Genomic DNA, 17,640 nt, shown 5'->3' on the forward strand with positions numbered 1-17,640 from the left:
CGAACTCTGCTGGGTATAGGGCCCTCGGGACGCCCCCCTCATGATCACCGAGCCCGATGGGCGAAACTGGAGGACGGCCCATTAGCCGTGGCCGGATGATGCGCTTAGCATCAGCCTGACCGAAACCCATGCATACCGAGGACCCCAAGTGCGCTTTCGTCTGACCCCCAGGGAGACGAGCTTCTACGACATGTTCGCCGCGTCCGCGGACAACATCGTCACGGGCTCGAAACTCCTGATGGAACTGCTCGGGGCGGACACGTCTGCCCGGGCCGAGATCGCAGAGCGTATGCGGGCAGCGGAACACGCAGGTGACGACGCCACGCACGCGATCTTCCACCAGCTGAACTCCTCGTTCATCACGCCCTTCGACCGCGAGGACATCTACAACCTCGCGTCGTCCCTCGACGACATCATGGACTTCATGGAGGAGGCCGTCGACCTGGTCGTCCTCTACAACGTCGAGGAACTGCCCAAGGGCGTCGAGCAGCAGATCGAGGTGCTGGCGCGGGCCGCCGACCTGACGGCCGAGGCGATGCCGCACCTGCGCACGCTGGACAACCTCACCGAGTACTGGATCGAGGTGAACCGTCTGGAGAACCAGGCGGACCAGATCCACCGCAAGCTCCTCGCGCACCTCTTCAACGGCAAGTACGAGGCGATCGAGGTGCTGAAGCTCAAGCAGATCGTGGACGTCCTGGAAGAGGCGGCGGACGCGTTCGAGCACGTGGCGAACACGGTGGAGACCATCGCCGTCAAGGAGTCCTGAGCCGTCGATGGACACCCTCGCGCTCGTCGTGACCATCCTGGTCGCGCTCTTCTTCACGTACACGAACGGTTTCCACGACTCGGCGAACGCCATCGCCACCTCGGTCTCCACCCGCGCACTGACGCCGCGCGCGGCCCTCGCGATGGCGGCCGTGATGAACCTCGCGGGCGCGTTCCTGGGCTCCGGGGTCGCCAAGACGGTCAGTGAGGGCCTGATCGAGACCCCCAAGGGCTCCACCGGCCTGGGCATCCTCTTCGCGGCGCTGGTCGGCGCGATCGTCTGGAACCTCGTGACGTGGTACTTCGGCCTGCCCTCGTCCTCCTCCCACGCCCTGTTCGGCGGCCTGGTGGGGGCGGCGCTGGCCGGCGGCACGACCGTCCTCTGGAACGGCGTCGTGGACAAGATCATTATCCCGATGTTCCTGTCCCCCGTCGTCGGCCTGATCCTCGGCTACCTGGTCATGACGGCCATCATGTGGCTGTTCCGGCGCTCCAACCCGCACAAGACGAAGCGGGGCTTCCGCATCGCCCAGACCGTCTCCGCGGCCGGCATGGCCCTCGGCCACGGCCTCCAGGACGCCCAGAAGACGATGGGCGTCGTCGTCATGGCACTGGTGATCTCCGGCCACGAGACGTACGGCGACCCGATCCCGGTCTGGGTCAAGATCGTCTGTGCCGCGATGCTCTCCCTCGGCACCTACGCGGGCGGCTGGCGCATCATGCGCACCCTCGGCCGCAAGATCATCGAACTCGACCCCCCGCAGGGCTTCGCCGCCGAGGCCACCGGTGCGTCGATCATGTTCACCACCGCGTTCCTCTTCAAGGCCCCCATCTCCACGACCCACGTCATCACCTCGGCCATCATGGGCGTCGGCGCGACCAAGCGCGTGAACGCGGTCCGCTGGGGCGTCGCCAAGAACATCGTCCTGGGCTGGTTCATCACGATGCCCGCGGCAGCCCTCGTAGCCGCAGCAGCCTTCGGCATCGTCGACCTGACGCTCCTGTAGCCACGGCCCTTCCCCACGTACAGCGGACAACAAGCACAAGCCCCGTAAGGGGCACGGAGAACTGCGCGACCAGCCCCCCCACCAGCCCGCACTCGAAGCCCGACCACGACCTCGCCCCCCGAGGGACGGCAACCACAAGCCCCGTAAGGGGCGCGGGGAACTGCGCGACCAGCCCCAACGCACCCGCAGCCGCCGTACGACAAGGAGCCCCCGCGGCTCCTCCGCACCCCCCGGCCCGCAGCCGCCGGCCGGCAGCCCCGCCCGGTTGCGGCCTCGCCTCTCGGCGAACCGAGTCGGGTGGGCGGGTGGGCTGAAGGGAAACAAAAGGGCGGGCCCGCCCCCGGGAGCCAGGGGCGGGCCCTTTTGCGTCCTCGCGGTGGCACCGCCATGCAGCACCGCGAGGGGTCGGTGAAATCCTCGGCTCAGCCGAAGCGGCCGGAGATGTAGTCCTCCGTGGCCTGGACCGACGGGTTGGAGAAGATCCGCTCCGTGTCGTCGATCTCGATCAGCCTGCCCGGCTGACCGACGGCGGCCAGGTTGAAGAACGCCGTACGGTCCGAGACACGCGCCGCCTGCTGCATGTTGTGCGTCACGATGACGATCGTGAAGCGCTCCTTCAGCTCGCCGATCAGGTCCTCGATGGCGAGGGTGGAGATCGGGTCGAGGGCGGAGCAGGGCTCGTCCATGAGCAGCACCTTCGGCTCGACCGCGATCGCGCGGGCGATGCACAGACGCTGCTGCTGACCACCGGAGAGCCCGGAGCCCGGCTTGTTCAGGCGGTCCTTGACCTCGTTCCAGAGGTTCGCGCCCTTGAGCGACTTCTCGACGATGTCGCCGAGCTCGCTCTTCTTGAAGTTGCCGTTCAGCCTCAGACCCGCGGCCACGTTGTCGAAGATCGACATCGTGGGGAAGGGGTTCGGACGCTGGAACACCATGCCGACCTCGCGGCGCACCGCCACCGGGTCGATGTTGGCGGCGTAGAGGTTCTCGTCGTCGAGGAGGACCTTGCCCTCGACGCGGCCGCCGGGCGTGACCTCGTGCATGCGGTTCAGCGTGCGCAGGAACGTGGACTTGCCGCAGCCGGAGGGGCCGATGAACGCCGTGACGGTGCGCGGCTCGATGTTCATCGAGATGTCTTCGATGGCCTTGTGGGAGCCGTAGTAGGCGGTGAGCCCGCTTACGTCGATTCGCTTGGACATTACTTCTTCACTTCCAGACAGTCGGTCGCTGTGAGGCCGCGTCAGCGACCGGTCTTGGGGGCCTTCCAGCGGGCGATGCCGCGGGCCACCAGGTTCAGGATCATCACGAAGGCGATCAGCGTGAGCGAGGCCGCCCAGGCACGGTCGTAGGCCGCGTTGGCACCGGCGCTGTTCGCGTACTGCTGGTAGATGAACAGCGGCAGCGACGACTGCGCACCCTCGAAGGGGTTGTTGTTGATGAACGGGTTGCCGAACACCAGCAGCAGAACCGGCGCCGTCTCACCCGCGATACGGGCGATGGCCAGCATGACACCGGTCGTGATACCGCCGATGGAGGTCGGCAGGACCACCTTCAGGATGGTGCGCCACTTGGGCACGCCGAGCGCCAGGGACGCCTCGCGCAGCTCGTTCGGGACGAGCTTGAGCATCTCCTCGGTGGAGCGCACGACCACCGGCATCATCAGGATGGCCAGGGCCAGCGATCCGGCGAAGCCGAAGGGCTGCATGTCGAAGATCAGCATGAGGCTGAGGATGAACAGACCCGCGACGATCGAGGGGATACCGGTCATCACGTCCACGAAGAAGGTGACGGCCTTGGCGAGGCGGCCGCGCCCGTACTCCACGAGGTAGATCGCGGTGAGGATGCCGATCGGGGCGCCGATCAGGGTGGCGAGGCCGACCTGCTCCAGCGAGCCGATGATGGCCGCGTAGGCGCCACCGCCCGGCTGGGAGTCGGCGACGACGCCCATGGAGTGGGAGAGGAAGTAGGGGTCCAGAACCTTCACACCGCGCGAGATGGTCACCCAGAGCAGGGAGACCAGCGGGACCACGGCGATGACGAAGGCGACCCAGACCAGCGAGGTCGCGACCCGGTCCTTGGCCTGTCGGCGGCCCTCGACGCGGGCGGCGACGACATAGGTGCCGAGGACGTAGAGGAGGCCGGCGATCAGGCCCCACTGGACCTTGCTGTCCAGGCCGGCCACGAGACCGATGAGCACGCCGAGGACGATGGATCCGCCGACGATGGCGTAGGGGGTCCACTTCGGGAGGCTGGCACCGCGCAGGGTGCTGGCGCGCCTGTCGACTGCTGCGGTGCTCATGCGTTGGCCCCCGAGTACTCCGCGCGGCGGGCGATGATCACGCGGGCCGCGCCGTTGACCAGCAGCGTGATGACGAAGAGGACCAGACCGGAGGCGATGAGCGCGTCACGGCCGTCGGAGGTCGCCTCGCCGAACTTGCTGGCGATGTTCTGGGCGAAGGTGCCGCCGCCCGGGTTGAGCAGGCTGGCGTGGATGTCGAAGTCCGGGGAGAGCACGGTGGCGACGGCCATCGTCTCGCCGAGGGCGCGGCCGAGGCCGAGCATCGAGGCGGAGATCACGCCGGAGCGGCCGAAGGGCAGCACCGACATCCGGATGACCTCCCAGCGGGTGGCGCCGAGGGCCAGGGCGGCCTCTTCGTGCATCTGCGGGACCTGGCGGAAGACTTCGCGGCTCACGTTGGTGATGACCGGCAGGATCATGATCGCGAGCAGGATCGAGACGGTCAGGATCGAGCGCGGGGCGCCGCCGTCCCAGGAGAAGATCCCGGTCCAGCCGAAGTAGTCGTTCAGCCAGCCGAACAGGCCGGTCATGTGCGGTACGAGGATCAGGCCGCCCCACAGGCCGTACACGATGGACGGCACGGCGGCGAGCAGGTCGATCACGTAGGCGACCGGGCCGGCCAGGCGGCGCGGAGCGTAGTGCGTGATGAACAGCGCGATCGCGACCGCGATCGGGACCGCGATGGCCATGGCGATGATCGAGGAGACGACCGTGCCGAAGGCGAGCACCGCGATGCCGAAGCTCGGCGGGATGAGGTTGGTGTTCCACTCGAAGGTGGTGAGGAAGTTGCCGTGGTCGCGGTTGATCGCGAGGGCGGCCCGGTAGGTGAGGAAGACCGCGATCGCGGCCATGATCACCAGGAGCAGGATGCCGGAACCGCGGGAGAAACCGAGGAAGACTCGGTCACCGATCCGGGTGGCACCGCGCGCGTTGCGCTTCTGCTGGGCCGCGGAGGGCTGTGGGGGCGTCGGGGGAGATGCGTCTGCTGTCTGCGTCGATATGTCCATCGGGTTCTCCGGTCTGCGGAGTCGCCCTGTGGGGCGGCTCGGAGGAGCCGTACGTCCCGCACGTAGGGGCGTTCGGCTCCGGGCGGCGGTGCACCGGACGGTGCGGCCGGGCTCCTTCCGGAACTCGGCCGCACTCGCGGATCTTTAGCTCAGGCCCTCGACGGTGGAGCGGACCTTGGTGATGATCTCGTCGGGGACGGGGGCGTAGTCGATCGTGGAGAGGATCTTCTGGCCGTCCTCGGAGGCGATGTAGCGCAGGAACGCCTTGGTCGCCGGGAGGGTGTCGGCCTTGTTGCCCTTGTCGCAGGCGATCTCGTAGGTGACCAGGCTGATCGGGTACGCGCCCTCGGCCTTGGTCTTGTAGTCGAGCTTCAGCGACAGGTCCTTGCCGGTGCCGACGACCTGGGCGGCCGCGATGTCGGCGGTGGCGGACGCGGTGGACGGGGCGACCGGCTTGCTGGCGCCCGTGTCGATGCTGGCGGCCTTGATGCCGTCCGAGACGTAGGAGAGCTCGAAGTAGCCGATGGCGCCGGAGGTCTGCTTGACCTGCTGGGCGACACCCGCGGACTGCGGAGCGGACTGGCCGCCCTTGGCCTGCCAGGCCTTGCCGCCGGAGTACTTCCAGTTGGACGGGGTGGTGGCGATCAGGTACTTGGTCAGGTTGTCCGTCGTACCCGACTCGTCCGAGCGGTGGAACGCCTGGATCTTCAGGTTCGGGAGCTTCGCGGTCGGGTTCAGCTTCTTGATCGCCGCGTCGTTCCAGTTGGTGATCTTGCTGTCGAAGATCTTGGCGAGGGTCGGCGCGTCCAGAACCAGGTTGTCGACACCCGGGACGTTGTAGCCGATCGCGATGGCGCCGCCGACCATCGGAAGGTCGATGCCCTGGCCGCCGGAGCAGACCTTCTTGGAGGCGGTGACCTCATCCGGCTTCAGCGCGGAGTCGGAACCGGCGAAGGCGACCTGGCCCTGCGTGAAGGCGGTCACACCGGCGCCGGAGCCGGAGCCCTTGTAGTTGATCTGCACACCACAGGCCTGCGAGAAGTTCTTGACCCAGGCGTCGATCGCGTTCTTCTGCGCGGAGGAGCCGTCGGCGAGCAGCTGACCCTTGGCGTCGTCACACTTGATGGAGCTGGCGTTGGCAGAGGTCGAGGGGTTGCTGCTCGAACCGCTGCTGCTGCCGTTGTCGTTGGAGCCGCACGCCGTCAGGGCCAGGGCGCCGGAGACAGCGACAGCACCGAGAGACAGGGCGCGCAGCCGGTTCTTGCGCTGAAGCTTCACTTTCGGGAGTTCCTTCCAGAGGCGCCACCTTCGGCGGCGTGCGAAGTAGATGGTGAGTGAGGGCCTCCTGACTGGGCATTTACGACCGCTCACCGCACCCGGTAAGGCCGAAATTAGGCAGAACAGGTGAAGCGGCCGATGGCCATAGGTAAACGGAGGGTGAACCCCTGCCGTCGACCCGGTTAGGTCACGGAACGCTTACGGTGAGGGCACATGCCGGTTCCAACGAGCGGGTTACGCGAACATTTCTTCGCCGTTCGCCATCGCAGTCGTTACGGCGTCACAGCGTTCGTTACACCGCACGGGAACCCGTGTGCGACGGACGCCGTCTCGTCCCACGACAGCCGAAGCGAAAGGCACGGGCATGGAACGGCGTACCTTCATATCGGGCGGGGCGGCCGCCCTCGCGGCGACCGCACTGACGGGGTGCAGCTCCGGCAGCGCCACCGCGACCCACACGACCGGGGCGCCACTTGCGACCACATCCTCTCGTACGGCGCTGAAGACCACCAGCGCGGCGGCCGCGGCCAACTGGACGGCCCTCGCGCACGCCCTGGACGGCACCCTGGTCCGCCCCGGCGACGCCGCCTGGACCACCGCCCACCAGCTCTACAACACCCGCTTCGACGGCCTGAAGCCGTCGGCGGTCGCCTACGTGGCCCACGCCGACGACATCCGCACCACCCTGTCGTACGCCCGGGCCCACGCGCTGAAGGTCTCGATCCGCAACGGCGGCCACTCCTACGCGGGCTACTCCTCCGGCGACGGCCGCCTCATCCTCGACGTCTCCAGGCTGAACCGCATCCGCGTCAGCGGCGGTACGGCGGTCGTCGGGGCCGGTTCCAAGCTGATCGACGTATACCGGGCCCTCGCGGCCAAGGGCGTGACCATACCGGCTGGCTCCTGCCCCACGGTCGGCGTCTCCGGCCTGGTGCTCGGCGGCGGCCACGGGGTCGCGTCCCGCGCGTACGGCCTGACCTGCGACAGCCTCACCCAGGCGACGCTGATCACGGCGGACGGCACGCAGGTGGTGGCCAACGCGACGACGAACAAGGACCTCTTCTGGGCACTGCGCGGCGCCGGCAACGGCAACTTCGGCGTCGTCACGGAGCTGCAGTTCGGGACCCACCCGACCCCGCAGGGGGTGACCGCGTACCTGACCTGGCCGTGGGCGAAGGCGGCGCAGGTGTTCAAGGCCTGGCAGGAGTGGGGTCCGTCCCAGCCGGACGAGATCTGGTCCTCCCTCCACCTGGAGAACTCGGGCAGCGGCCCCCGCGTCTCGGTCGCCTGCTTCTCGATGGGCACGTACGGCGAACTCCAGAACGCGGTGGACGCCCTCGCCCACAAGGCCGGCGCCAACGCCTCCTCCGTCTCCCTGCGGCGCCACGCCTACGAGGAGGTGATGGAGATCTACGCCGGCTGCTCCTCCTTCGCCACCGAGCCCCAGTGCCACCTGCCCGGCTCCACCCCCGGCCGCTCCCCCCAGGGCAGGCTCGGCCGCGAGACGTACACGGCCCGCTCCGACTTCTTCGACCGCTCGCTCTCCGCGGCCGGCATCCAGACGGCCCTGCGCCAGATCGCCGCCGTCCGGGGCGGGGCGGGCAGCATCGCGTTCACGGCGCTGGGCGGAGCGGTGAACAGGGTCTCGCCGACGGCGACGGCGTTCGTGCACCGCCGGTCGCGGATGCTGGCGCAGTACATCGTGTCCTGGGGGGCCGGGGCCTCCGGCAGCACCGGGCAGTCCTGGCTGAACGCGGCGCACACCGCCATGAAGCCGTACGCCTCCGGCGCGGCCTACCAGAACTACACGGACCCGACGCTCACGGACTGGAAGAAGGCGTACTTCGGCGACGCCGTGACGAAGCTGGGCAAGGTGAAGCAGCAGTACGACCCGAATCGGTTCTTCTCTTCTCCGCAGGGGTTGTAGAGCAGTCTTTCGGCTGCGGGCGCGTGGGGGTTGCTCGCGCAGTTCCCCGCGCCCCTGAAGGGGCGCTTCACAGCCGTGCCCCACATAGCTGCGGGCCGGTAAGCGTCCCCACCCCCGACCTCAGCCCCGCCTACGCCGCCAGGTCACGCTCCTCGGCTTCGACCGGCGTCCGGCCCCCCGGCACCAGTCCCACCCCCGCCGACCGCCCCCGCACGATCCACCCCACCCGGGCCGACCCCTCCACCGCCTTCATCACCGGCGTCAGCAAGGCGGTCGCCAGCGGAGACAGCAGCAGGACGACCGCCGTACCCAGCGCGAACCCCCCGACCACGTCCGTCGGGTAGTGCACGCCCATGTACACCCGGCAGAAGCCCTCCAGCAGCGCCAGCCCTATCCCCGCCACCCCGAACCTCCGGTTCGCGACGAACAGGCCGACCCCCAGCGCCATGGTGATCGTCGCGTGGTCGCTCACGAAGGAGTAGTCGGTCTTGCCGGAGACGAGGACGTCGATGCCCTGGTGGGTGAGGAACGGCCGGGGCCGCTCGACGAACCCGCGGATGGGGACGTTCACGAGGACGGCGATCGCGGCGGCGAGCGGTGCCCACACCAACGCGGCCATGGTGGACGGCGCGTCCTCGTCCCCCCGGCGCCGCACGGACCACCAGCACCACACCACCAGCAGCACCATCGCGACCAGCAGCCCGTACTCCCCGACGAACTCCATGGCCCGGTCGAACCAGTGCGGCGCGTCCTTGGCCAGCCCGTTGATGTCGTAGAGCAGGTCGACGTCAGGGTTCGACCCGGATTCGGCGATTACAGCCATCGCGCTGCGGCCCCTTCGTCGTCGTTCCGGGACGCACCTGGTGTGCGTCGCTCGCTGCCACCCCCGTGGTCGGCTACGTCAACAGGAACGCACGGCCCACACCACTACGTTCCAGGTTCCACCGAATGATCACGCAGACGTTATCGAAGAGAGACACAAACCCCCAGCTCAGGGGGTGGGTTATACGCTCCGTTCACACCGTGGTGGGGAGTGCTTTCGCGCCATCCTCGGTGACCCGGGTGGCCCCGAAGTAATCGGCCGAGTCGATGGGGTCGAAGCGGATCACGGCCCCGGTGTAGGGCGCGTCGATCATGTATCCGCCGCCGACGTAGATCCCCACGTGGTGGATGGCGCGGGAGTTCGAGAGGTCGGTGGAGAAGAAGACGAGGTCCCCGGGGAGCAGCTCGCCCCGCGAGGGGTGCGGCCCCGCGTTGTACTGGTCGTTGGCGACCCGGGGCAGCGTGATCCCGACACTGGCGTACGCCGCCTTGGTCAGCCCGGAGCAGTCGAAGCGGCCGTTGTCCGCCGCGGTGCCGTTGCCGCCCCAGAGGTAGGGGGTGCCGAGCTTGTTCTGGGCGTAGTTGATGGCCCCGGCGGCCTGCTTGGTCGGGGAGAGCCGGCTGACCGGCGCGGCGAAGCTGTCCTCCAGGGTGGTGATGGTCCTGACGTAGTTCTGGGTCTCCTTGTACGGCGGCACACCCTTGTACTTGATGACCGCGTACGCCCCCGCGTTGTAGGCGGCGAGCATGTTCTCGGAGATGTTGCCGGGCACGTCCTTGACGTACGAGGCGAGCTCGCAGTCGTAGGAGGCGGCCGACGGGATCGCGTCGTTCGGGTCCCAGACGTCGCGGACCCCGTCGCCGTTCCCGTCGATGCCGTGGGTGGCCCAGGTCCCCGGGATGAACTGAGCTATCCCCTGCGCGGCCGCCGCGCTCTGCGCCTTCGGGTTGAACCCGCTCTCCTGGTAGAGCTGTGCGGCGAGCAGGGCGGGGTTGATGGCGGAGCAGAGGTTGCCCCACTTCTGCACGAGGGTGGAGTACGCGGCCGGTACCGCTCCCTTGGCCAGGGTCTTGCCGGCGCCGCCGACCCCGTTGAGAAGGTTCCCGGCGACGACGTACACACCGATGACGAGCAGCATGACGAAGCTCACGCCGAGCGCCGTCACCGCGCCACCGATCACCCATACTTTGCGCACGCCCCAACCCTCCCCCATGTCAGGGCTGTTCAACGCCATTTCGGCTGAGAGTGGCGCTATTTCACAGGAAGACGGCGCACATGACGCGCCCTCAGCCGGCCCGCTCAGTCACCCGTGGCGTCCTTGTACAGCTCGGCGGCCTCCCGGCCGAGCACCACGCTGTAGGAGACGTCGGGGGTCGAACCGCCCTGCTCGTGCCCGCCGAGGACCCCGACCACCTCGTGGTCCCCGTTCACCCAGGGGCTGCCGCTGGTGCCGCCGGTGAACTCGGGGCAGTCGATGCGCTGTTGGGTGACGCTGCGCGGAACGGGCTTGTTGGTGCAGCTGACGGGCACCTCACGGGAGTCGGGGTATCCGGTGACGGTGACGGCGGTGGCGCCGGTGGCCACCCCGGCGGCGAACCGGTTGCTCCCGGTCACGTCCTCGACCCGCTTCCCGTCCCGCTCCGCCACGACCGCGAAGGCGACGTCGCTGTCCTCGCTCTGCCCGTGGGCCCACCCGTCGGGCAGGTACCGCTTCCCGAGCCTCCACACCCCGTACGGCGCCTGCCCGTCCCGGTACCCGGGCACGAACACCAGGCCGGTGGCCTCTCCCACCCCGTCGACGCAGTGCGCGGCGGTGACGATCAGGTCGCGCCGCGGGCTGTGCACGACGGAGGCGGTGCAGAAGTGGTTGCCGGACAGGTTCCCGGCCTTGTCCGCACCGAACAGCGCCCCGACCCGCGCGCTCGCCGGCGAGGCCCCGACCACGGCGGTCACCCCGAACGGCCCCGCCGCCTCGTCGGCGGCCGCGACGGAGGCCGAGGTGGCGGCCAGCACGACGACAGCGCAGAGCGCGACGCGTCGCAAGGGGGCGGAGATGCGTGAGGTGCGCTTCATCGCGCCTACTGTCTCCCACAAAGGTGAGAAACGGTTCCCGACTTCACTGAGATTTTTCTGGGAACCGCCCTTGCGGCCGACCGGCCTCGCCGTACGCGGTGTCCTCAGGGCGGCGAGGCGGTCGGGCGACTTCGACCAGTGCGCACCGTCTCCAGCGATCTTTACTTTTGCTTGACGTCAGCAATACCTCCCGCCTACCCGCTCTCCATAGTGTCTTGGGCTGGCATGTACACAGAGCGAAGTTCGGGGGGTGGCATGTCGGACCTGAAGAAAGAAGCCGCGTCCATGCACAAGGCGGCGTCGGGGCTGCGGAACGTCGGGCAGCACACGGCGAGGCCGTTGCAGCGCGCAAACCCGACACCTGGCGCTACATCTGGGACGCCGAGGACCGTCTGACCTCCGTCGTCACTCCCGACGGCACGCGCTGGCATTACCTGTACGACCCGCTGGGGCGCCGCATCGCCAAACAGCGTCTCGCTGCCGACAGCGAGAGCGTCCTGGAGGAGACCACCTCCACCTGGGACGGGCACTCGCTCTGCGAGCAGACCACCAGGGCCGAGGCCCGGTCTCATCCGGTCGTTGTCACCTGGGACCACGACGGCCTCCGCCCCTTGGCCCAGACCGAACGGATCATCGCTGCCGACGCGCCGCAGAGCGTTGTCGACCAGCGCTTCTTCGCCATAGTCAGCGACCTCGTCGGCACGCCCACCGAGCTCGTCGACGAGTCGGGCGCCATAGCGTGGCGCACCCGCGCCACACTCTGGGGGACCACGACATGGAACACCGGCGCGACCGCCTACACGCCCCTTCGCTTCCCCGGCCAGTACTTCGATCCCGAAACGGGTCTCCACTACAACTACTTCCGCACGTACGACCCGGAGACGGCCCGCTACCTCAGCCCTGACCCCCTCGGCCTGGCCCCGGCACCCAACCCCGTCACGTACGTACCCAATCCGCACACGTGGATCGACCCCCTCGGCCTCGCGCCGGGATGCGGTGAGCCCGTAGAGCTTGTAACACGATCTTGTTGAGGTGTCCTGGTCGGGCGTGACCGATGTGACGATTCAGCCGTTCGGGACGGTGTGAGTACTCGGCCGTGGATCGTGGATGACGGCTTGTGGGCATTGATCGAGCCATTGCTGCCGCCCTGGCCTGAGCGATCACCGGGGCCGCGGCCTGTGCCGGACCGGCTGTGTCTGCAGGGCATCCTGTACGTGCTCCACAACGACATAGCCTGGCAACTGCTGCCCCTGGAGTTGGGGTTCGGCTCCGGACAGACCTGCTGGCGGCGTCTGGAGCGGTGGCAGCAGGCCGGGGTCTTCGACCGGCTGCACCGTATTCTGCTCGCCGAGCTGAATGCCGCGGGTGGGCTCGACTGGTCCAGGGCGTGTGTGGACGGCTCCCACATCCGTGCGAAAAGGGGGGAGCCGACACCGGTCCGTCACCGGTCGACCGCCGGAAGACGGGCAGCAAGCACCACTTGATCTGCGACGGACGCGGCACCCCGCTCAAGGTCATCACCACCGCAGCGAACGTCAACGACGTCACCCAAACCCTCGCCCTGGTCGACGGCATCCCGCCCGTGGCCGGGCGAGCCGGCCGGCCACGCCGCCGCCCCGATTCGCTGCTCGGGGACAAGGGCTACGACTCCAACCCCAACCGCGAAGAGTTACGCAAGCGCCGGATCCTGCCGGTCATCTCCCGCAAGGGCGCCCCGAACATCAAGGGCCTGGGCAAGCTCCGCTACGTCGTCGAGCAGACCTTCGCCCTGCTCCACCAGTTCAAACGCCTAGCCCTGCGATGGGAACGCCGAACCGAACTCCACGACGCCTTCGTCTCATTGGCCTGCGGCCTCATCTGCTGGAGGCGCCTGAAGAAACACCGATCATGATCGTGTCACGAGCTTTCGGCTACAACTCACACCACTCACCCAGAGGGCCGGCCACCCGCGTCTGCGTGAAGTCGTGCACCAGGTCCCACGCCCGATCGATATCCAGGACAAAGTCGCCCGTGAACGCGGCGAGATCGTCCATGATCGGGACCTCGACCTCGGCACCCGAGGGGGTGGTGCCGTCTCCTACGAGCAGAGACATCCGCCCGGTGTCACTCATCAGGTGAACGACCGCGTGATCATCTCGAAAGGCCAGGGTCAGTACCGGGAACTCCCTGTCCGGCGACCGAACCTCGACGTATCCCTGGCCACAGGAACGCAAGTCATCGAAGCGATCTGACAGATCCTTCACCTCTGTGCATCGCTCAACCGGATCGAACAGTCCTGATCCCGGCGACGTCGCCGCCCACACCACGCTCACCGAGTCCCGCTTCCCCCCACACAGGCCATCGCCCACGATCCAGGGCCACACTCCCACGCTCCACCACGACACGACTACCCGGGCTGAGTCACAAGATCGTGTTACGAGCACGTAGGGCGCACCTTCGACGAAGCGAAGGCAATGGCACTTCGGGATGCCGGGATTCCGGCAGGTGCCGAACCCATCGAAGTCGACACCTATGTACCGGCAACAACGCCGGAATGGCAGGGTGCCAAGCAGTTGATGGGCGAGGACCACCAGCCCATCTATTACACGGAGGAGATCTACGAGCATCCGAATGGAGAGGACCTGATAGTCTTCCAGGATCACTGGTTCGGCCATCAGAAACCGGGGGAACCGGGCTATCAGGGCCCGCACGTCCACGTGAGGCCGTTCGAGGACACGCGCAACGGGCAGGTCCCCGGCTGCGAGGAGCACTACTACTATGACCGTTGAGAGCATTCTGGTTGATCCGGGACCGCTTCGGTCCCTCTACGGAGGAATTCCCGACCTGACGGGCGTTCGGATCCGGTCGGTCAACCTGAACTGGCGCGGCCCCACGGTGACGCTCCGCCTCGACATGCCCTCTTTTCCCGGCTCGGCTCCTCAGGAGTGGATCGACGCGGGCATGGACACCGTGCAGTGTCAGTTTCAGTTCCTGGCGGTGGATGGTCTTTTACTCACCAACTGGGTCCCGCCGGTCGTGGGCGACGTCAAGACGACTCCGTGGGGTACGGAACGACGTATGAAGGTCTCCGTGAGAAGCACGGGAATGTCACTGGAATTCGACTGCAGCGACTCCGTACGTGTCGGCCACGTGACCGCCTTCGCAATCCATGAGGACGGATCCGACAGGGGACGTCATCTTTTCCTCAGCAAAGTGGACGCCCGACGGCACGATACCCTTCCCGGAACCACGGAGAAGACATTTTATGAGCGCTGACTGGTCACGCGTCCTCGCGTCCCCTGAATACCTCGGAGAGCTCTACGAGGGCACCGCGCCCGCGGCCGACTCGTGCGATCCGTTCTACGTGCACATCGACGAACGGAACGTTTCGGTGACACTGGGTTTCAGTACTCGGACACTCCCGGCGAACGCTCCAGAAGAATGGCGCGAGAAAGAATTCAACGCCTTCGACTTCTACCTCGCGTTCGAAGGAGTGACGGACCTCCGGGTCACCGGCTGGGGGGCCTCCGAAGCCAAGAACGTCGGCTTGGCCGTGCACGAGCACTGCTTCGACGTGGTCCTGGGAACCCAGGATTCGGGGATCACGTTCAGGGCGGCCACGGCTCGGCTGGCCAGGACCCACGCGTATCTCGCCTCGGGCAGCCCCTGACACCGGCCCCGCGCTCAGAACGTCGTCGTCATCCCCCCGTCCACCGCGATCGTCTGCCCCGTGATGAAGGACGCCGCGTCGCTCGCCAGGAAGACGACGATGCCCGCGATCTCGGCCGGGCGGCCCCAGCGGCCGAGGGCGGTGCGGGTGCGGAGCCATCTGTTCCACTCCGGGTCCTCGGCCAGCTCCGCGTTGACCTCGGTGGCGAAGGTGCCCGGGGCCACCGAGTTGACCGTGGTGCCGCTGGGGCCGAGGTCGGCGGCGAGGGCCCGGGTCAGGCCGTCGAGGCCCGCCTTCGCCGTGGCGTAGGCGACGTCGCCGATGCGGCCGAGCTGGCCGACGACGGACGAGACGTTGATGATGCGGCCCGGGGTGCCCCGCTCGGCCAGGCCCCGGGCGACCGTCTGGCTCAGCGCGTACGCCGACGTCAGGTGGACGTCGAGCAGCGCGGACAGCTCGTCCGGCGCCATCTCCTCGACGCCCCTGCGGTCCCGGTGGCCCACGTTGTTGACCAGGATGTCGATCGCGCCGAGGGCGGTCACCGCCTCCTCGGCCGCCTCGCGGTCGGTGACGTCGAAGGCGGCGCCCGTGACGTCCAGGCCGTCGTGCTCGCGCAGGCCCGCCGCCACCTCCTCCAGCGTCGCGGCGTCCCGGCCGTTGAGGACCACGTGCGCACCGGCGCCCGCCAGCCCCCGCGCCATCTCCAGGCCCAGCCCCCGCACGGAGCCGGTCACCAGGGCCGTCCGCCCGCCGAGCGAGAAGTCCACGGCGCCGCCGCTCATCCGGCCACCTCCCGCACAACCGTCGTACCCGTCGCATCCGTCGTGTCCGCTCACCGTAGCCGGGTGCCGTGACGGGCCGGCCGGGCGTCCAGCAACTGGGCGGTCACCGCGCCGGACCGGCGTTCACGCGGCCTCGACACCCAGCGGCCACCGCACACCCGTCAGTTCCTCCGACAGCGTCCACAGCCTGCGGGCCGCCGCCGGGTCGCTCGCCGCCGCGCTGCGGGCGACCAGGGCGGGCGCTCCCCGCATCTCGCCCAGGCCGTCCGGGCCGACATAGCTCGCGCCCGGCAGGTCCTGGGTCGCCGCGTACAGCGTGGGAAGGGTGCCCGCGCGGTCGTCCTGGGCGAAGAGGCGGTTGCCGAGCCGCATGCCCAGGCGGGCCAGCGGGTTGGCGGTGTGGCTCTGCAGGTTGGTGGCCGCGTAGCCCGGGTGGGCGGCGAGGGCGCGGACCCGGGAGCCGGCCTCCGTCAGCCGGCGCTGGAGTTCCAGCACGAACAACAGGTTGGCCAGCTTGGACTGGGCGTAGGCGCGGGTCGGGGTGTAGGCGCCCTCGAGGTTCACGTTCTCGAAGCGGATCACTCCGTCGCCGCCCCGGTGCAGGCCCGAGGAGACGGTGACCACGCGGTCCGTGACGTACGGCAGCAGCAGGTTCGTCAGCGCGAAGTGGCCCAGGTGATTGGTGCCGAACTGCATCTCGAAGCCGTCCTTGGTGCGCAGCTCCGGGAGCATCATCACGCCCGCGTTGTTGACCAGGAGGTCCAGCGGCCGGTCCCAGCCGGCGGCGAACTCGCGCACCGAGGAGAGGTCGGCCAGGTCCAGGCGGCGCACCTCGGTGCTGCCGTTCACCCGCGCCGCGGCCGCCCGCCCGCGCTCCGGGTCCCGTACCGCCAGCACCACGTGCGCACCCGCCCGGGCCAGCGCGTCCGCGGCCGTGAAGCCGAGGCCACTGTTGGCACCGGTGACCACGGCGGTACGGCCGGCGAGTGCGGGGAGGTCGGACGCGTTCCATTTGCGATTCTTCTCAGCCATGCCCGCCAATGTAGGCGTCGACAACAATGCTGTCAACGACAACAAAGGTGGCAACGACAACAAAGCTGACGCCGCCTACAAAGCTGGCAGCGACTACATCGGGTTACGATGGCCCCCATGCCGCAAAGCCGCCCCTACCACCACGGAGACCTGCGCGCCGCCCTGCTCACGAGCGCCGAGCGCACCCTGCGCGAGAAGGGCACCGCCGCACTGTCCCTGCGCGAACTTGCCCGCGACACCGGGGTGAGCCACGCCGCCCCCGGCCGGCACTTCAGGGACAAGCAGGCCCTGCTGGACGCGCTCGCGCTCAGCGGGTACGAGCGGCTGAACCAGACCCTGGCCGCCGCGGACCTCCCGGACGCCGCCCTCGAACCGCGCATGACCGCGCTCGCCCGCGCCTACGTCGGCTTCGCCGTCGCCAACCCCGAGCTGCTGGAGCTGATGTACTCCCGCAAGCACGCCCCGGACGTCGGCACCGACCTCGCGGCCGCCGCCGAGCTCTCCCTGGGCTCCTTCGTCGTGTTGGTGGCCGACGCCCAGCGGCGCGGCGAGATCGTCCAGGGCGACCCGGAGGCCGTCACCCTCACGGCCGCGGCCAGCATCCACGGCCTGGCCGCGCTGGCCACCAACGGCACCCTCGCGCCGGACGCGGTCCTGGCCGGCCTGGACCAGCACGTCCACCTCGTTCTGCACGGCCTCAAACCCCGCTGATCCAGGCTCAGTTCAGGTCACGCAACGGCTCGGTACGCCCCGATCAACGCGCATTGAGCCCCGCCCCGAAGGGGCTTCGGGTCAACCGAACCCCAACTTCCGGCCATCCGGGCCCCAATGATCAGTAAGCCCTTCCCGCGCTTCAGTAACGCGGAAGTCAGGATTCCGAAACCCACCTTGTTGTCGCGTACTCAACAAGGGGATGGTTCGTCGCGGGCCGCCGCCCCCACCGGCCACCACGCCGGTGGTCCCCCACCCGCAGGCCTCTGTCCCACCTCTCCCAG

The 17,640-nt window shown here is 68.6% G+C and carries 18 protein-coding genes and 1 pseudogene; 9 read left to right on the forward strand and 10 right to left on the reverse strand.

The window, feature by feature from the left end; translation table 11 throughout:
• Positions 1–148 precede the first annotated feature (148 nt).
• Positions 149–769, forward strand: coding sequence for a DUF47 domain-containing protein (locus tag ACFY0K_RS17065; RefSeq protein ID WP_382720715.1), 621 nt, complete (start codon positions 149–151; stop codon positions 767–769).
• A 7-nt stretch (positions 770–776) separates the two neighbouring features.
• Positions 777–1,775 carry an inorganic phosphate transporter gene (locus ACFY0K_RS17070; protein WP_351961573.1) on the forward strand — a complete coding sequence of 333 codons (999 nt, stop codon included), beginning with the start codon at positions 777–779 and terminating at the stop codon, positions 1,773–1,775.
• Between the two features lie 422 nt (positions 1,776–2,197).
• Here the strand turns inward: ACFY0K_RS17070 and pstB are convergent, their stop codons facing one another.
• The 4 genes from pstB to pstS all read right to left on the reverse strand — a co-directional run bounded on the left by pstB (position 2,198) and on the right by pstS (position 6,359).
• Complete coding sequence (pstB, locus tag ACFY0K_RS17075) at positions 2,198–2,974, reverse strand: phosphate ABC transporter ATP-binding protein PstB (protein WP_390640496.1); 777 nt, start codon at positions 2,972–2,974, stop codon at positions 2,198–2,200.
• Positions 2,975–3,015: 41 nt separating this feature from the next.
• On the reverse strand, positions 3,016–4,074 hold the full coding sequence (pstA, locus tag ACFY0K_RS17080) for a phosphate ABC transporter permease PstA (protein ID WP_390640497.1): 1,059 nt from the start codon (positions 4,072–4,074) through the stop codon (positions 3,016–3,018).
• Positions 4,071–5,081 carry a phosphate ABC transporter permease subunit PstC gene (pstC, locus tag ACFY0K_RS17085; RefSeq protein WP_390640498.1) on the reverse strand — a complete coding sequence of 337 codons (1,011 nt, stop codon included), beginning with the start codon at positions 5,079–5,081 and terminating at the stop codon, positions 4,071–4,073. The genes pstA and pstC overlap by 4 nt, the downstream gene beginning before the upstream one ends.
• 144 nt (positions 5,082–5,225) lie before the next feature.
• A complete protein-coding gene (pstS, locus tag ACFY0K_RS17090) occupies positions 5,226–6,359 on the reverse strand; it encodes a phosphate ABC transporter substrate-binding protein PstS (protein WP_390640499.1) in 1,134 nt (377 codons plus the stop codon).
• A 364-nt stretch (positions 6,360–6,723) separates the two neighbouring features.
• Here pstS and ACFY0K_RS17095 point away from each other — a divergent pair, with 364 nt between their 5' ends.
• The gene (locus tag ACFY0K_RS17095) at positions 6,724–8,286 is read left to right on the forward strand and encodes an FAD-binding oxidoreductase (RefSeq protein WP_390640500.1); all 1,563 of its coding nucleotides are present in this window, start codon (positions 6,724–6,726) and stop codon (positions 8,284–8,286) included.
• Between the two features lie 130 nt (positions 8,287–8,416).
• Here ACFY0K_RS17095 and ACFY0K_RS17100 read toward each other — a convergent pair whose 3' ends face one another.
• The 3 genes from ACFY0K_RS17100 to ACFY0K_RS17110 form a co-directional block, all read right to left on the reverse strand.
• Complete coding sequence (locus tag ACFY0K_RS17100; protein ID WP_390640501.1) at positions 8,417–9,109, reverse strand: phosphatase PAP2 family protein; 693 nt, start codon at positions 9,107–9,109, stop codon at positions 8,417–8,419.
• Positions 9,110–9,302: 193 nt separating this feature from the next.
• Positions 9,303–10,322, reverse strand: coding sequence for an NlpC/P60 family protein (locus tag ACFY0K_RS17105; protein WP_390640502.1), 1,020 nt, complete (start codon positions 10,320–10,322; stop codon positions 9,303–9,305).
• Positions 10,323–10,408: 86 nt separating this feature from the next.
• Positions 10,409–11,182 (reverse strand): trypsin-like peptidase domain-containing protein, encoded by a 774-nt coding sequence (locus ACFY0K_RS17110; protein WP_390640503.1) that lies wholly within the window; start codon positions 11,180–11,182, stop codon positions 10,409–10,411.
• Positions 11,183–11,556: 374 nt separating this feature from the next.
• Here ACFY0K_RS17110 and ACFY0K_RS17115 point away from each other — a divergent pair.
• Both ACFY0K_RS17115 and ACFY0K_RS17120 read left to right on the forward strand, forming a co-directional pair.
• A pseudogene (locus ACFY0K_RS17115) lies at positions 11,557–12,183 on the forward strand (RHS repeat-associated core domain-containing protein); the annotation flags it as partial.
• 81 nt (positions 12,184–12,264) lie between these two features.
• Positions 12,265–13,073 (forward strand): IS5 family transposase gene (locus tag ACFY0K_RS17120; protein ID WP_390640504.1). Its coding sequence is split into 2 segments (ribosomal slippage): positions 12,265–12,582 and positions 12,585–13,073, totalling 807 coding nucleotides; the frame shifts between segments, so codons are not numbered across the junction.
• A gap of 19 nt (positions 13,074–13,092) precedes the next feature.
• Here ACFY0K_RS17120 and ACFY0K_RS17125 read toward each other — a convergent pair.
• Complete coding sequence (locus ACFY0K_RS17125; RefSeq protein WP_390640505.1) at positions 13,093–13,494, reverse strand: hypothetical protein; 402 nt, start codon at positions 13,492–13,494, stop codon at positions 13,093–13,095.
• A gap of 141 nt (positions 13,495–13,635) precedes the next feature.
• On the opposite strand from ACFY0K_RS17125, the gene ACFY0K_RS17130 reads away from it, so the two are divergent.
• Genes ACFY0K_RS17130 through ACFY0K_RS17140 form a run of 3 tightly spaced genes read left to right on the forward strand, consistent with a single transcriptional unit; the run spans position 13,636 to position 14,831 of the window.
• On the forward strand, positions 13,636–13,950 hold the full coding sequence (locus tag ACFY0K_RS17130; RefSeq protein WP_390640506.1) for an HNH/endonuclease VII fold putative polymorphic toxin: 315 nt from the start codon (positions 13,636–13,638) through the stop codon (positions 13,948–13,950).
• Complete coding sequence (locus ACFY0K_RS17135) at positions 13,940–14,437, forward strand: Imm50 family immunity protein (protein WP_390640507.1); 498 nt, start codon at positions 13,940–13,942, stop codon at positions 14,435–14,437. Before ACFY0K_RS17130 ends, ACFY0K_RS17135 begins: the two co-directional genes overlap by 11 nt.
• Complete coding sequence (locus tag ACFY0K_RS17140) at positions 14,427–14,831, forward strand: Imm50 family immunity protein (protein ID WP_390640508.1); 405 nt, start codon at positions 14,427–14,429, stop codon at positions 14,829–14,831. The genes ACFY0K_RS17135 and ACFY0K_RS17140 overlap by 11 nt, the downstream gene beginning before the upstream one ends.
• A 14-nt stretch (positions 14,832–14,845) precedes the next feature.
• Here ACFY0K_RS17140 and ACFY0K_RS17145 read toward each other — a convergent pair whose 3' ends face one another.
• Entirely contained in the window at positions 14,846–15,613 is a 768-nt protein-coding gene (locus tag ACFY0K_RS17145) for an SDR family oxidoreductase (protein ID WP_352089331.1), read from the reverse strand.
• Between the two features lie 123 nt (positions 15,614–15,736).
• Positions 15,737–16,645, reverse strand: a complete 909-nt coding sequence (locus ACFY0K_RS17150; protein WP_351961586.1) for an oxidoreductase — start codon at positions 16,643–16,645, stop codon at positions 15,737–15,739.
• 108 nt (positions 16,646–16,753) lie between these two features.
• Between ACFY0K_RS17150 and ACFY0K_RS17155 the strand changes: the two genes are divergently transcribed.
• Positions 16,754–17,356 (forward strand): TetR/AcrR family transcriptional regulator, encoded by a 603-nt coding sequence (locus ACFY0K_RS17155; protein ID WP_351961587.1) that lies wholly within the window; start codon positions 16,754–16,756, stop codon positions 17,354–17,356.
• Positions 17,357–17,640: the final 284 nt, after the last annotated feature.

Source organism: Streptomyces sp. NPDC001507, assembly GCF_042894765.1.
GTDB lineage: Bacteria > Actinomycetota > Actinomycetes > Streptomycetales > Streptomycetaceae > Streptomyces.

Excerpts from the sequence above, each read along its gene's own strand:
- ACFY0K_RS17070 (WP_351961573.1), top strand. The coding sequence starts at position 777 with ATGGACACCCTCGCGCTCGTCGTGACCATCCTGGTCGCGCTCTTCTTC.
- pstB (WP_390640496.1), bottom strand. The coding sequence starts at position 2,974 with ATGTCCAAGCGAATCGACGTAAGCGGGCTCACCGCCTACTACGGCTCC.
- pstA (WP_390640497.1), bottom strand. The coding sequence starts at position 4,074 with ATGAGCACCGCAGCAGTCGACAGGCGCGCCAGCACCCTGCGCGGTGCC.
- pstC (WP_390640498.1), bottom strand. The coding sequence starts at position 5,081 with ATGGACATATCGACGCAGACAGCAGACGCATCTCCCCCGACGCCCCCA.
- ACFY0K_RS17095 (WP_390640500.1), top strand. The coding sequence starts at position 6,724 with ATGGAACGGCGTACCTTCATATCGGGCGGGGCGGCCGCCCTCGCGGCG.
- ACFY0K_RS17100 (WP_390640501.1), bottom strand. The coding sequence starts at position 9,109 with ATGGCTGTAATCGCCGAATCCGGGTCGAACCCTGACGTCGACCTGCTC.
- ACFY0K_RS17105 (WP_390640502.1), bottom strand. The coding sequence starts at position 10,322 with ATGGGGGAGGGTTGGGGCGTGCGCAAAGTATGGGTGATCGGTGGCGCG.
- ACFY0K_RS17110 (WP_390640503.1), bottom strand. The coding sequence starts at position 11,182 with ATGAAGCGCACCTCACGCATCTCCGCCCCCTTGCGACGCGTCGCGCTC.
- ACFY0K_RS17130 (WP_390640506.1), top strand. The coding sequence starts at position 13,636 with ATGGCACTTCGGGATGCCGGGATTCCGGCAGGTGCCGAACCCATCGAA.
- ACFY0K_RS17135 (WP_390640507.1), top strand. The coding sequence starts at position 13,940 with ATGACCGTTGAGAGCATTCTGGTTGATCCGGGACCGCTTCGGTCCCTC.
- ACFY0K_RS17140 (WP_390640508.1), top strand. The coding sequence starts at position 14,427 with ATGAGCGCTGACTGGTCACGCGTCCTCGCGTCCCCTGAATACCTCGGA.
- ACFY0K_RS17145 (WP_352089331.1), bottom strand. The coding sequence starts at position 15,613 with ATGAGCGGCGGCGCCGTGGACTTCTCGCTCGGCGGGCGGACGGCCCTG.
- ACFY0K_RS17150 (WP_351961586.1), bottom strand. The coding sequence starts at position 16,645 with ATGGCTGAGAAGAATCGCAAATGGAACGCGTCCGACCTCCCCGCACTC.
- ACFY0K_RS17155 (WP_351961587.1), top strand. The coding sequence starts at position 16,754 with ATGGCCCCCATGCCGCAAAGCCGCCCCTACCACCACGGAGACCTGCGC.